Genomic DNA, 13,384 nt, shown 5'->3' on the forward strand with positions numbered 1-13,384 from the left:
GGCGGATTTCGCCATGCGATCCGCTCGATCTTCCGTTCCCGCCCGGCGCGTGCCCCTCGGGCTTTTCGTTCTCCTCGCCGCGACCTCCTGCGGCCGAGGGGCATTCAATCCCGCGCCGGCCCCGCTCCCGGCGGGCGAAACGTGGGTCGCGCACCTCTCGCGCGATCTCGCCCCGTTCTGGCTGAGACCCGAGGCGCTCGGGTCGCCCGTCGGGGCGTTCCCCACGTTCCGCTGCGACGACGGGACTCTCGTCCAGCCCGACCTCCCGTGCGGCGAGATGCTCGTCGCCGGTCCGTGGGCCTCCTCGCAGCTCGGCAAGGAGTTCACGCGGATGCGGTCGCGTCAGACGTTCTTCTACGGCGTCGCCTTTCACCTGACCGGGGAAGAGAAGTACCTCGCCCTCGCGAAAGCCGGCGTCGACCACTTTCGCGCGCACGCCCTCGACAGGATGGACCGGAGCGCCGTGTCGTGGTGGAAGGACGGTGTTGCGCGCCCGCCCGTCGAGGCGAGGAACTCGCAGGATCTCGCCTACGCGAACCTCGGTCTCGCTTTCTACGCCTACCTGACCCGTGATCCGGCATCGCTCGCCGACGCGCTCCTCCTCTACGACGGCATCTTCGAGCGCTACGACGACCGGACCCGGGGTCTCATCCGCTGGGCTGCGGGAGGTGTCGGCGGAGAGACGGCCCGTGTCGAGCTCGTCGCGCAGCTCGACCAGGTGAACGCCTACGCCCTGCTCCTCGCCTCCGTCGCCCCCGAGCCGCACCGGACGAAGCTCCGCACGGACCTCGCGCGGATCGCCCGGATACTGATCGACCGGTTCTGGAGCGAGGAGCTGGGCCTCTTCCGCGGCTCGCTGCACGACCCGCTCGAATCGGGACTCGGCTCCCGGCACACCGACTTCGGCCACACGATCAAGGCGCTCTGGATGATCGAGCGGACGGGCGCCCTCCTCGGAGACGGGAAGCTCTCCACCTGGGCCCGGGAGCGGATGCCGGGGGTCTTCTCTCGCGCGTTCCTTCCGCGAGACGGCTGCTGGGCCTCGGGCCTGCGCCGCGACGGGTCGATCGACGCGGGCGTCACGTGGTGGATCGCCGCCGAGCTCGACCAGGCCGCCGCGACCCTCGCCCTCACCGACCGCCGGTACACGGGCTACCTCGAAAAGACGTACGCCTGCTGGCTCGACCGGCTCGTCGACCGGGAGAACGGAGAAGTCTGGAGCTGGATCGACCTCGACAACGCGGCGCGGCGCGGCGCCAAGCAGCACCTCTGGAAGAACGGGTACCACTCCGCCGAGCACGCGCTCGTCTCGTACCTCACGGCGCAGGAGCTCCACGGAAGACCCGCGAAGCTCCATTTCGCCTTCACGACGACGCCGCCGCTCGAGGAGCTGCGGCCCTACTTCTTCGCCGGCGAGGCGGTCTCCGTCGAGGAGAGCGTCATCGAGGACCACCCGGAGCGCAAGCGCGTCACCGTCTCCTTCCGCCGACTCCGCTGAATCCGCTGAATCCGCCGGCGGGATGAGAACATCCCGCGGTGACCTCCGACGCCGCACTCCTCGCATCCCGCATCTCGAACGCCACGCTCGCGGTCCACGACGTCCTCACGATCTACCTCGGCGAGAAGCTCGGCTTCTACGACGACCTCGCGCGGCACGGCCCCTCCACTGCGTCCGAGCTGGGCGCGCGCACCGGGACCCACGAAAGGTACGTCCGCGAGTGGCTCGAGCAGCAGGCGGCGGCGGAAATCCTGGGCTGCGAGGATCCGGCCGCACCCGCCGCCGAACGGCGCTTCTTTCTCCCGCCCGGCGCCGCCGAGGTCCTGACGGAGCGCGACAGCCTCCTCTGGTCCGCCGCGCGGCCCCGCAGCCTCGTCGCCCTCGCGCAGAAGCTGCCGGCGCTGCTGGAGGCGTTCCAGAGCGGCGAGGGCATTCCAGAAGGCACCGACGACGCGCGGACCGCCCAGGCCGACCTCGGCCGGGCCGCGTTCCTCGGGCTCCTCGCGACGGACTGGATCCCCCGCATCGCCGACGTGGACGCGCGCCTTCGCGAAGAGCCACCGGCGCGGGTCCTGGACGTCGGCTGCGGCGCCGGATGGGCCTCGATCGCGCTGGCGAAGGGCTACCCGCTCGCTCGCGTCGACGGCCTCGATCTCGACCCTATCGCCCTCGGCGCGGCCCGCGCGAACGCGGAGGAGCACGGCGTCGGATCGCGCACGGCTTTTCACGCCGTCGACGCCGCCTCGCCCGACCTGCCCGGAGGCTACGACCTCGTCGTCGCGTTCGAGTCGCTCCACGACATGCCACGCCCGGTCGAGGCCCTCGGCGCGATGCGCCACCTCGCGTCACCGGCCGGAACGGTCCTCGTCGTCGAGGAGAAGTCCGGCGAGGCCTTCTCCATACCGGCCACCCCGAACGACCGGCTCAACTACGGCTGGAGCGTCCTGACCTGCCTCTCGTCCGCGATGAACGGTCCCGGCGCGGCGGGAACGGGGACCGTCCTGCGCCGCGAAACCCTCGAACGCTATGCCCGCGAAGCCGGCTTCTCGTCGATCGAAGACGCGGGCGTTCCCCACGAGGCCTGGACGTTCTGGCGCATGCGGCCCTGAGGCCGGACCGGAGCCTACTTCAGCCGGTCGCGCAGGAACGTCAGCGTCGCGGCCCAGGCCTTCTCGGCGGCCTTCCGGTTCGCCCCGTCCCGCCCGGCCTGCTGCCTCAGAAACCCGTGCCCGGCCCCTTCGTAGACGTTCGCGGCGAACGGCTTTCCGAGCTTCTTCATCTCCGCCTCGGCCGTCGGGATCGTCGCGTTCACGCGCGCGTCGTCGGCCCCGTAGAGGCCGAGGACGGGCGCGGCGATCTTCGCGTACGCCGCCGCGTCCGCCGGCGACGAGCCGTAATAGACGACGGCGCCGTCCAGCTTCGGCTGCGCGGCGGCGTAGGCGAAGCTCATCGAGCCGCCCCAGCAGTAGCCGACCGAGGCGCTCTTCCCGTTCGCAGCCGGGAGCTTCAGGGCGTAGTCGCGGACGACGTCGAGCCGCGCGGCCACCTGCTCCGGCGTCAGCGTCCGGATCGTCTTCGTCACGTCCGCCCCGAGCCCCTCGGTGCCGCCCCCGTTCGGGCCGAGGCCCGAGAGGAGGTCGGGAGCGAGCGCGATGAAGCCGTCCTCGGCGAGCTGGTCCGCGACGCCACGAACCCAGTCGGTCAGCCCGTAGACCTCGTGGATGACGAGGACGACGCCGGCCTTCGCCTTGGACTCGGGATAGACGACCCAGGTCAGGAGCTTCGTCCCGTCGGCGAGCTTCAGGTCGACCCACTCGCCGTGTCGCGGGCTCTTCGCGAGCGCCGCCTTCGCGCCCTCGGCGTCGGGCGGGATCGCCTCGTTCGGCGGGAGCGGCGCCGCGGCCGGGGCGGACGTGGCAGTCGTGGCGGGCGCCGCGTGCGCGTGCCCGGCGTGCGGGTCGGCCTGCGCGAGGACGGGAGCGGTCGACAGAAGCAGGGTGAGGACGATTGCGACGGTCGATCTCGTCATGGGCTCCTCCGGTTTCCGCTCTCCGCGTCGGGACTGGCGGCCGGATTCTACGGTTGCCCGGGCGGCACTACACTCGGCTCCGGGGAGAGCGTCGTGAGAACTGTCCGGACCGGTCCGCTGGCGTTCACGGTGGAGTTCGACTCGGAGGAGGAGCTCGCCGCAGAGGCGCGGACGAACCTCTCGGCCGGAGGTCTCCGGCTCCCGACGGCGGAGAAGCTCGGGATCTTCTCGCGACTCTCCCTCGTCCTTCGGCTCGCCGGGGGCGGCGAGGCCGCAGCCAGCGCGACGGTCGTCGCCCCGCTGCCCGACGGCTTCGCCCTCGCAGTGGACGGCGACACCGCCGTGCTCGTCGAGGCCCTCCGCGCTCACCCGCAGGCCCCGGGGGATGCGGGGCTCGAGGAAGCCGTCGAGGAAGAAGACGAAGGCCAGGGTGCGCCCCGCGGAAACGTCTGGGACCGCCTCCGCTCGATCTCCCGAATGGAGAAGCTCCTCCTCGCCCCGAAGGCCGACCGGGTCGAGCGCGCGATCCTCGCCCAGGACTCCGACCCGCAGGTGCTCTACGCGCTCCTGAAGAATCCGCGACTGACCGCCGACGAGGTGATCCGGATCGCCAAGTCCCCGTTCCTCACGTTCCAGACGGCCGAGGCGATCATGAAGTCGACGCAGTGGCTTTCGAACCTCGAGGTGCGGGTCGCTCTCGTGCACAACGCGAAGACTCCACCCGCTTTCGCCATGCGCCTCCTGCACACTCTCCCCGAGTCGGAGGTCAGGACGATCTCCCACGGCGCCGCGACGAGCATGGCGCTGAAAGTCGCCGCGCTGAAGAAGCTCCAGGGCTATACGTAGCGGCACGGTCCCGCGCACGGACGTGCGTTCGAAGTCCGCGCTCCGTGGCAGAATCCGCCGCCAACTGCGAATGAAGAGGCCCCCGTCGACACGACGCCCTGCCGTCGAAGCGTTCCGTGCACCCTCCGGACAGGAGGCCCCCTGAGCAGCGCCCGGCGCTCGTCCGTCCTCGAGACGGTCCTGAGGATCCAGCCCGGCGAGGGGGCTCGCGTCGGGCTCATGCTCGCGTTCTCGCTTCTCGCGGTCGGGGGCGTCGTGATCACCGGGCAGGTCGTGGGCCGATCGCTCTTCCTGAGCGCGCTCCCGCCCTGGGCGATCCCGTTCCGGTTCCTCCTTCCGCCGCTCGCGCTCGTCGCGGCCGTGGCGCTCCACGGGCGCGCGGCCCGGCACCTGACTCCCCGGCAGCTCGTCACGGCGACGTTCGGGCCCATCGTCGCGTTCGTCGTCCTCGCGCGGATCCTCATGCCGACGCCGCTGGGCGAGACGCTCGCCTTCCTGCTGACCCTCGCGGTCATGCTCGACGCGGCGGGGAACGTCGTGATGATCGTCTTCTGGACGATCGCCGGCGACGTCTTCGACGCGCGCGAGGCCAAGCGCCTCTTCGGCATCATCTCCGGGGGCAGCGTCGTCGCCAACGTCGCCTTCGGCCTCTTCCTCGGCCGGCTCGCGGCCGCGGTTCGCGCCGCCGACCTGCTGCTGGTCGTCGTCCTCGCGGTCCTCGGCTGCTGGGCGATCGTCCAGCGCCTGACCACGCGGCACTCCCGGCAGGAACCCGCGCCCTCGCCTCAGGAGACCGCAGCCGGTGCGAACGCCGGCGAGGGATTCGTCGATGACCTGAGGGCCGTCCTCTCGTCACCCCTGACACGGACGCTCGGGGCCGCCCTCGTCGTCGTCGCCCTCGTCGGGACGATCGCCGACTACCAGCTCGACCTGACGCTCAAGGCGGCCTACGGCGCGGACGCGAAGGGGATGGTGGGATTCCTGTCGAACTTCCGCGTCGCGGCCGGCCTCGTCGGGCTCGTCGTCCAGTTCGCGGTCGCGGGGCGTCTCATGGAGCGGTGGGGCGTCCTCGCCGCCCTCCTGGTCCTCCCCGCCTCCGTCGCCCTCGGCGGCGTCGCGGGGCTCGTCACGGGTGGCGCCCTCTGGGCCATCTCCCTCCCGCGCGCAGCGGACATCTCCTTCAAGTACACGCTCAACGATTCCGCCTTCAACCTCCTGTACCTCCCGCTCACGTCACGCCAGCGCACCCGCGCCAAGGCGGTGGTGGACGGAACGCTCAAGCCCGTGCTCGCGGTCCTCCTCGGCCTCGCGTTCCTCGCGGTGAGCCGGACCGGGAGCACGCATGTCCTCCCGTGGACGGTACCGCTCCTGCTCCTCTCGGGGATCTGGATCGCGCTCCTCTTCCGAGCCACACGGCACTACGTGGACGCCCTCTCGGCGAGCCTCGTCATGAGGCGGCTCGACCTCGGGCGCGGCTCCGTCGACCTCTCGGACGAGACGAGCGCACGCGTCCTCAGGACGGCCCTCGGCGAGAGCGACGGCCTGCGCGTCCTCCACACGCTCTCGGTGGCGCGGAGCGCCACCGGGTCGGACTGGTCGGACCTCGTGGCCCCCCTGACGTCGCACCCCGATCCCGAGGTCCGCGCCGAGGCCGCGTCCTACCTCGCCGAGCGCGGGGCGTCCCGCCACGCGGAACGCCTCCGGACGCTGATGGCCGATCCTGCCGAGTCGACCCGCGCCGCGGCCATCGCGGCGTACTGCCGGCTCTCGGGGGCGGACGCCGTCCCCGTCGTCGTCCCCCTGCTCCAGGACGCGAGCCTCTCGACGCGAGGCTCGGCCATCGTTGCGCTCGTCCGGCACGGCGGTCTCGGCGGCCTCCTCCACGCCGGTCGGCCTCTCCAGGACCTCCTCGTCTCCCCGGACGCCGGAGAGCGGACACTGGGCGCCGGAATCCTCGGCGAGCTGGCCGTGCCCGGCTTCTTCCACCCGATCCAGGACCTGCTCGAGGACCCTGTGCCGTCCGTGCGTGCCGCAGCCCTCCGAGCGGCCCGGAGCGTCGCGGCGCCCGAGCTCGTCCCCGCGCTCCGGAAGGCGCTCGACGAGCCGTCTTCCCGCGCCGGTGCCGTGAGGGCCCTCATCGCGAGCACGGCGGCGGACCCGCAGCGCCTCGCCGGGATCGCGCTCGACCCGACGCTGGCGGCCCCGGCGCGCGTTGCGCTCGTGAGGGCTCTCGGCAAGGCAGGCCCCGCCGCGTCGGCGTTCCTCCCGGACTTCGCATTCGACGAGGAAGAGAGGGTCCGCGCGGCCGCGTACGCCTCGATGCTCGACCTGCGCGCGAACGGTCACTCGCCCGCGATCGAGCCGGAACGCCTTCGTGAGCAGCTGCGCTCGGAGGTCCGCTCGGCCTTCGAAAGGCGGGTGGCGCTCGCGGACCTCGAGAGGGACTCGGTGCATCCCCTCCTCCTCGATGCTCTCGCCGCCGGAGTCCAGCGGGACCAGGACCGGGTCCTCGCGCTCGTCGCTCTCCTCTACCCGCGCCTCGTCCTCGAGCCCCTCCGCCGGGCGATGAGCCAGACGGACGCGCGGCTCCGCGCGAACGCCATCGAGCTCATCGAGAACGTCGCCCAGGCGGAGAAGGACGTTCTCGTGCCGTACGTGGGCGGCTCGGCGGCCGAGCGGCAGGAAGCCGCGCGCCTCCTCGGCGTCACGAACCAGGATCCGGCCGCGCACGTCGAGAGGCTCCTCGGGAGCCGGGATTCGTGGGTCCGCCTCTGCGCCCTCGCCTCGGCGGGCGGCTCCTCCCACGCGGGGCTCAGGTCCCGGATCGAAGCCGAGCTCTCGTCGCCGGACCCTCTCTTCCGGGAAACGGCACGTCACGCTCTCGGGACGCCGGCTGCGGGGGCCGGCCAGGCAAGGGAAGGAGAAAACCGGATGCCGCTGGCGCCGCTCGAGAAGGTCCTGTTCCTCAAGCAGGTTTCGCTCTTCCGGGAGATCCCCGCGGAGGACGTGGCCGCCCTCCTGCCGATCGCCGAGGAGGTCTCCTTCCAGGCCGGCGACGTCGTCATCCGGGAGGGGGACAAGGGAGACGCCCTCTACCTCATCGTGGAAGGCTCGATCGGCATCTCTGCCGGCGGGGTCGCGACCGGCAAACGCCTCGGATCGCGCGACGTCATCGGCGAGCTCTCGATCCTGACGGGGGATCCCCGCTCCGTGACCTGCACGGCCGAGAGCGAGGTCCTCGCCCTCCGAATCGACCGCGAGCCTTTCTGGCAGCTCATGCGGGAGAGACCGGAAGTTCCCGTGGGGCTCGTCAAGATCCTCACCGGGTACATCAGGAAGTGACGAGTCCGGAGGTCACGCCCATGTCAGCCTCGAGCGTTCTCCCCCGCCTGCTGTCCGCCGTGGCCGCACTCGCCCTCGCGGGCTGCGTCACCCACGGCGCCCTCTCGAGCCGCGCCGTGGACTACAACACCGCCGCCGAGACCGCCCGCAACGAGATGCTCCTCATGAACATCCTGCGCGCGCGGGATCGCAGGCCCATGGTTTTCACGGGCCTCTCCCGCATCACCGGGAGCGTCCGGGCGGAGTCGCAGATCGGCGCGGCAGCGTCGACGGGCTCGGCGGCGCCGGACGTCCAGGCCTTCTCGCCCAGCTTCGGCTTCAGCGACTCGCCCACCTTCGACGTGGCGGTCCTCGATTCGCAGGAGTTCACGAGGGGCATCATGACCCCCGTCGGCACGGAGATCCTCGAGTACTTCTGGGACCAGGGCTACAACCGCGAGGTCCTCCTCTATCTCGTCGTCGACCGCTTCGAGGTGGACTGTGGAGCGGCGGTCGGAGCGCCTCTCAGGGTCCTCGAGAACGACCCGACAGAAAGTTCGTTCGGCGCCTTCTCCTCCCTCGTCGCCGACCTCGCGGACACCGGCCGCTGGCAGTTCGACGAACTCCTCACCGAGCGGATCGGCCCGCCGGTCGACGCGACCGAGGCCCGGCGTCTACCGACCCTCGTGCAGATGGCCTCCTCGCCCCTCCGGCTCCGGCCTCTCGCCGACGGCACGTTCCAGCTCGAGAAGACGTCCACGAAGCTGCGGCTCACGATCCCGGAGACGGGAGCCTGCGGGGGCGGGTCTCGCGACTCCGTTCGTCTCTACGACACCCGGGAGGCCGTCGAGGCCGCGGCTCGCCTGGCGCCGGGCGAGTCCCGGGCACGGATCGTCATGCGCTCCCCCCAGTCGATCCTCCATTACCTCGGGGAGCTGGCGCGTCCCGAGCGGGAGGTCGCCATCCGGGCGCGCCGGGCCGACCAGCCGGTTTCCGAGAGGCGCCTCTTCGCCGTCCGGCCGGGAGGTGCCTGCCCAGCGAGCGAGGTGTCGGTCCGGTACGACGGCTCGCGGTGGGCCATCCCGCGCGGAGCGGCCGAGTGCGACGGAGGACGATCGATGCAGTCGCTCGCCATCACGGCCCAGCTGATGTCTCTCCTCCAGTCGGCCAAGGATCTCCCGACGACTTCGACGGTCCGGATCGTCGGGCAGTAGAAGCGCGCCGGGACGTCGTCAGGCGGCCCCGGCGCCGGGTGGGCCGGGCGCGCGGCCTTCTTCCACCGCCTCCGACTCGGCGGCCAGGATCGCCCTCTCCTCGACGAACCGGACGAGCCCCTTCAGCGTGAGCGGAAGGGAGAAGTGGAACCCCTGGATCAGGTGGACGCCGCGGGCGACGAGGTAGTCGACCTGCTCCGGCCGCTCGACGCCTTCGGCGATGATCGTCATCTCGAGCTTCTGGCCGAGGTCGACGACGGCGTCGATGACGGTTTCCGCGACGGAGCCGGTCCCGATTCCCTCCACGAAGCTCTTGTCGATCTTCAGGTGGTCGAGGCGGAAGCGGCGGAGCGTGGCGATGTTCGAGAAGCCCGTCCCGAAGTCGTCGAGCGCGACCTTCGCGCCCCACGCCTGGATCGCCTCGAGGACGTTTCGCGCCGTCCCCCCCTCGTCCTCGATGAACTCCCTCTCCGTCACCTCGAAGACCAGGCACTCCGGCCGGAGGCTCGAGCCCTCGAACGCGCGCAGGATGCCCGCCACGGTCCCCGGGTCGCGGAGGTGGGCCCCGGCGAGGTTGATCGACACGTGGAAGCGATCCGGCTCGGGCAGGCCGTCGGGCAGGTCCCGGCCGACGCGCCGCATGAGCCAGTCGGTGATCGGCACGATCAGGCCCGTCTCCTCCGCCAGCGCGATGAAGAGGTCGGGCGAGAGGAGCCCCTCGCGCGCGTGGCGCCAGCGAAGCAGCGCCTCCGCGCCGACACAACGCCCCGAGCGGACGTCGACGACAGGCAGGTAGCGGACCTCCAGCTCGCCGCGGCGGGCGGCGCCCCGGAGCTGACGCTTGAGGGCCGCGCCGGGTGACCCGGCGAGGAGGACGAGCGCCGCTGCGCCCGCCCCGAATCCGAGGCCGATCGCGAGGAGGAGAGGAAGGGTCTCTCCCCACGCGGCGAGCTGGACGTCGGCGGTGGCCCGCACGCGGACGGAGATCCCCCCGCCCGTGCAGCGGGCCCTGGCCTCCTCGGCACGCACCCCGACGATCCGCCCGAGAAGCCGGAGCAGCGCGCCGGGGCGCGGCGAGGGCGTCTCGCCCGCGGCCGGCACCCGGAGCACGATTCCCGCTGCCCCGGCGACCTCCCCCACGAGGCGTCCGCCGTCCGCCACGGGCGCCAGGAAGCGCGACAGCCTCGCCGCGTCGAAGCTCACCTGTCCTGCGCCCCGCGGAAGGCGGACGGCGAACCGCACCGCGCCGGTCCCGAGGGCACCGTCCCAGAGGGCCCGTCCGTCGCGCTGCAGGGCGTTGCGCACCGCTTCCGGCAGGGGCAGGGGGACGGCTCCGACGCTGCAGACGAGCGAGAGGGACCCGTCGAGCAGCGAGGCGTCGCGCACGGCGAGGCCGACGTCGATGGCGGACTTCAGCGTCTCGGCGGTGTCGGGGCTGCAGCCGCCGTCCCACCGGTTTCCAAGGCGTGCCAGGAACGCCTCCGCGTGAGAGAGGAGCGCGTCGGTCAACGCAGCCGCCACCTGAGCGCGCGCCTCCAGGTCGTCGCGGAGCGCCCGCCTCTCCAGGCGCCACGAAAGCCAGACGAGGAGCGCCGGCGGGAGGAGCACGGCGAGGAGGACGGACGCGGCCAGCCGCGCCGGCCACCGCGTCAACACGCCCCCGACGGCCGATGTTCCGAATCCGGTGTCATCGAGACGGACATTGTACGGACGGTCGTCCCCTTCAGCGGAGGTAGCCGAGGGATCGGAGGTTCTCCACGTACTCCTCGGGGTCCAGCGCGGGACCGCCGCCCGGCCGCTTTCGGCCCCAGGAGGAGACCGTCGCGTCCGACGCGGCGCCCTCGCGCAGGAGACGCGTGTCGACCTTTCCCTCGGTCTGCCTCGAGGCAGGCACGCCGAGAGCGGCGAGGAGCGTCGGCGCGAGGTCGACGGGTCTCACCTCTCCGGCTACGGCCGCCGCCGCGAGGCGTCCGGAAAGGAGAAGCTCCCCGGTGACGGCCGACCGGCCACGGTCGACGACGACCGCGACGAGATCGGCGTCGCCTCCGAGGACGTCCGGTCCCGCGAGGAACGAGGCGATCGTGCGGGTCTCCTCGCCCAGGGCAGTGGCGAGAGCCACGCGATCGGCCACCGTCCGATCCGGCTCCGAAAGCGCCGCGCCGAGTATGTCGAGCCCCGGCAGGTAGAGAAGCGCCAGGCGCGGTCGCGCCCTCGCGACTTCCTGCCGGAAGGCGGCGATGGCGAACGCGTCGAGACCTCGCGCGTCCGCGACGAGCCGGCCGACGCCGGGCCTGGGTGCCGCCTCACGAACGGCCAGGCGGGCGGCCCGCGCAGCGGCCTCCGGCGGCCATCCCTCGCCCTCCAGCTTCGCTCCGGCCCGGGCGGCGAAGAAGAGGTGGTTTCCGAGGACGACGCCGCCGGCGTCGTCCGCCGGCCACGTCGTCCACCAGTTCACGACGAGCGATGCGAGACCTCCCCTGTGCGCGACCTCCCACAGCGACGGGACCCTTCGGGCCGCGGACGTGACGGACTCCTCGCGCGCCAGGCCGAGCTCGGGAAGGATGCGGCCGAGGTACCAGCCCGTCCCGGCCGTCAACCGGACCGGCGCGACGAGGCCGTCGAGACGCACGAGCTCGAGTGCACCGACGCCGTGCCGGCGCGCCGGCTCGCCCGTTGCGACGGTCGTCCAGAACGCCGCCGGATCCGACGTCTCCTTGCGGTACCCGAGGCGCACGCGTGCGCCGAGAGGTGCCACGTCCGTCACGACCTCCGGGGTCCAGCCGTCCACCGCGACGAGGACGGCCCTCGCCGCCGAGGAGCGGACGACGAGCGGCTCGTCGGTCGGTGGAGCGCGCCGCAGGAGAAGCCAGCCCCCGGCGGCGAGGGCGGCGGCGGCGAGCGCCGAGCCCACGGCGAACGCCGGGCGTGGCGCCCGTGAGAAAACGGCCCGACCGGAGGCCGCGAGGACCGTGAACGCCAGGCCTCGGGCCACCCGGACCGCAAGGACGACCGCGAACGCCGCCGCGCCGAGAGCGACGAGCGCCGCGAGCGGGCCGGCCGCATCGAGGACCGGCCGCGCCGCCAGCACGGCGCCGACCCCGGCGAGGACACCGAAGACGATCGCCAGCTCCGTCGAGACACCGGACGGGTCGCCGCGTCCCCGCATGCGCAGCCACGCGAGCGCGGCGAGAAGGAGTACGAGGACGCCCGCGGCGAGGAGCGCCCCTGCGCCGAGCCACGCGAAGAGGACGAGGGCGTCGCGCGGCGCGAGGGACGAGGCGAGGGCGACCGCGACGGTCTCGACGGTGGCGAGGGCGAGAGCGAGAAAGAGCGACGCGACCGCGGCGCCGAAGAGCAGCCCCAGCGTCCTGTTTCGGGCGGCGAGGGCCCCCTTCAGGACCGCTCCTTCGACGCCGCGATCGAGGTACCCGCGGGAACGGAGCCGCTCCCGTGCCTCCTCGAAGGTGACGGGATCCCGGCTCCCGGGGGGCTCGCTGGACGGTGCGCTCACCCGTGCGACGTTAGCAGGGCGCGCGTCTCGCCGCAGCGGCCCGATCAGACGGTCCGATCCCTGAGCAACGAGGCGAAGGCGCAGAGGTGCGCCGCCCTCGTCCCGAAGGGCTCGAGGGCCTCGATCGCGTGGAGCGTCAGCTCCTGGACCAGCCGGCGCGCACCCTCCTCGCCCACGTGCCGCGCGAAGGTGGGAGTCGGAGCCCGCCGGGCGTGCTTGCCGGTCCGCGCCGGGTCCTGCCTCTCGAGGAGATCGTCGACGATCTGGAACGCGAGGCCGACGTTCTTGGCGTAGGAGCGGACGGCCGCCAGCTCCTTCGGCCGCGCCCCGCCGAGGACCGCCCCGAACTCGGCGGCCGCCACGAAGAGGGCACCCGTCTTGCGTGCGTGGATCGTCTCGAGCCGGTCGAACGACGCTTCCGCCTCCCCGGTACGCAGGTCCAGGGACTGTCCCGACGCGAGGCCCCAGAGACCGGCGGCGTCCGCCAGGCGCGAGACGAGGTCGAGCGCCGGGGCGGGCCGGATGCTCGACAGCCCGGAGTCGGCGAGGACGCCGAACGCCCGGACGATCAGCGTCACGCCGGCGAGGATGGCGAGATCCTCGCCGTGGACCGTGTGGAGAGCGGGCCTTCCCCGACGCGTCGTGGCGTCGTCCATCGAGGGGAGGTCGTCGAGGGCGAGCGAGGCGGCGTGGACCATCTCCACGGCGCAGGCCGGGTCGAGGAGGCTCTCTTCCTTCGCGCCGAACAGCGCTCCGGAGAGAAAGACGAGGCCGGGCCTCACCCGCTTGCCGGGAGAGAGGAGCGCATCCCGGGCCGCAGGGGGCAGGGGATCCAGGACGTCGTCGAGGAGGCCGGCGGAAGGACCCCGCTCGAGCAGCTCCGGGAGCCGGGCGTCGACGGCGCTCCGAACGCGGGAAAGGGTCTGGGAAAGGTCGAGAGGCACGGTGCGTGGCTCCGTTTCCTG

The 13,384-nt window shown here is 72.6% G+C and carries 9 protein-coding genes; 5 read left to right on the plus strand and 4 right to left on the minus strand.

Going from position 1 to position 13,384, the window contains the following annotated elements; genetic code table 11:
- The first annotated feature begins 13 nt into the window (after positions 1 to 13).
- Entirely contained in the window at positions 14 to 1,498 is a 1,485-nt protein-coding gene (locus IPN03_19220; protein ID MBK9375787.1) for a hypothetical protein, read from the plus strand.
- A gap of 38 nt (positions 1,499 to 1,536) precedes the next feature.
- On the plus strand, positions 1,537 to 2,607 hold the full coding sequence (locus tag IPN03_19225; GenBank protein MBK9375788.1) for a class I SAM-dependent methyltransferase: 1,071 nt from the start codon (positions 1,537 to 1,539) through the stop codon (positions 2,605 to 2,607).
- 14 nt (positions 2,608 to 2,621) lie between these two features.
- Here IPN03_19225 and IPN03_19230 read toward each other — a convergent pair whose 3' ends face one another.
- Positions 2,622 to 3,527 (minus strand): dienelactone hydrolase family protein, encoded by a 906-nt coding sequence (locus IPN03_19230; GenBank protein MBK9375789.1) that lies wholly within the window; start codon positions 3,525 to 3,527, stop codon positions 2,622 to 2,624.
- A gap of 93 nt (positions 3,528 to 3,620) precedes the next feature.
- On the opposite strand from IPN03_19230, the gene IPN03_19235 reads away from it, so the two are divergent.
- The 3 genes from IPN03_19235 to IPN03_19245 all read left to right on the plus strand — a co-directional run bounded on the left by IPN03_19235 (position 3,621) and on the right by IPN03_19245 (position 8,908).
- Positions 3,621 to 4,373: a hypothetical protein gene (locus tag IPN03_19235; GenBank protein ID MBK9375790.1), complete on the plus strand. Its 753-nt coding sequence runs from the start codon at positions 3,621 to 3,623 to the stop codon at positions 4,371 to 4,373.
- A 219-nt stretch (positions 4,374 to 4,592) separates the two neighbouring features.
- Complete coding sequence (locus tag IPN03_19240) at positions 4,593 to 7,715, plus strand: cyclic nucleotide-binding domain-containing protein (GenBank protein ID MBK9375791.1); 3,123 nt, start codon at positions 4,593 to 4,595, stop codon at positions 7,713 to 7,715.
- 20 nt (positions 7,716 to 7,735) lie between these two features.
- On the plus strand, positions 7,736 to 8,908 hold the full coding sequence (locus IPN03_19245; protein ID MBK9375792.1) for a hypothetical protein: 1,173 nt from the start codon (positions 7,736 to 7,738) through the stop codon (positions 8,906 to 8,908).
- Between the two features lie 18 nt (positions 8,909 to 8,926).
- Here IPN03_19245 and IPN03_19250 read toward each other — a convergent pair whose 3' ends face one another.
- The 3 genes from IPN03_19250 to IPN03_19260 all read right to left on the minus strand — a co-directional run bounded on the left by IPN03_19250 (position 8,927) and on the right by IPN03_19260 (position 13,363).
- Complete coding sequence (locus tag IPN03_19250) at positions 8,927 to 10,564, minus strand: EAL domain-containing protein (protein ID MBK9375793.1); 1,638 nt, start codon at positions 10,562 to 10,564, stop codon at positions 8,927 to 8,929.
- Between the two features lie 67 nt (positions 10,565 to 10,631).
- Positions 10,632 to 12,419, minus strand: coding sequence for a hypothetical protein (locus IPN03_19255; protein MBK9375794.1), 1,788 nt, complete (start codon positions 12,417 to 12,419; stop codon positions 10,632 to 10,634).
- Between the two features lie 44 nt (positions 12,420 to 12,463).
- Positions 12,464 to 13,363 carry a polyprenyl synthetase family protein gene (locus IPN03_19260; protein ID MBK9375795.1) on the minus strand — a complete coding sequence of 300 codons (900 nt, stop codon included), beginning with the start codon at positions 13,361 to 13,363 and terminating at the stop codon, positions 12,464 to 12,466.
- Positions 13,364 to 13,384 lie beyond the last annotated feature (21 nt).

Source organism: Holophagales bacterium (assembly GCA_016719485.1).
Taxonomy (GTDB): Bacteria; Acidobacteriota; Thermoanaerobaculia; order UBA5066; family UBA5066; genus UBA5066.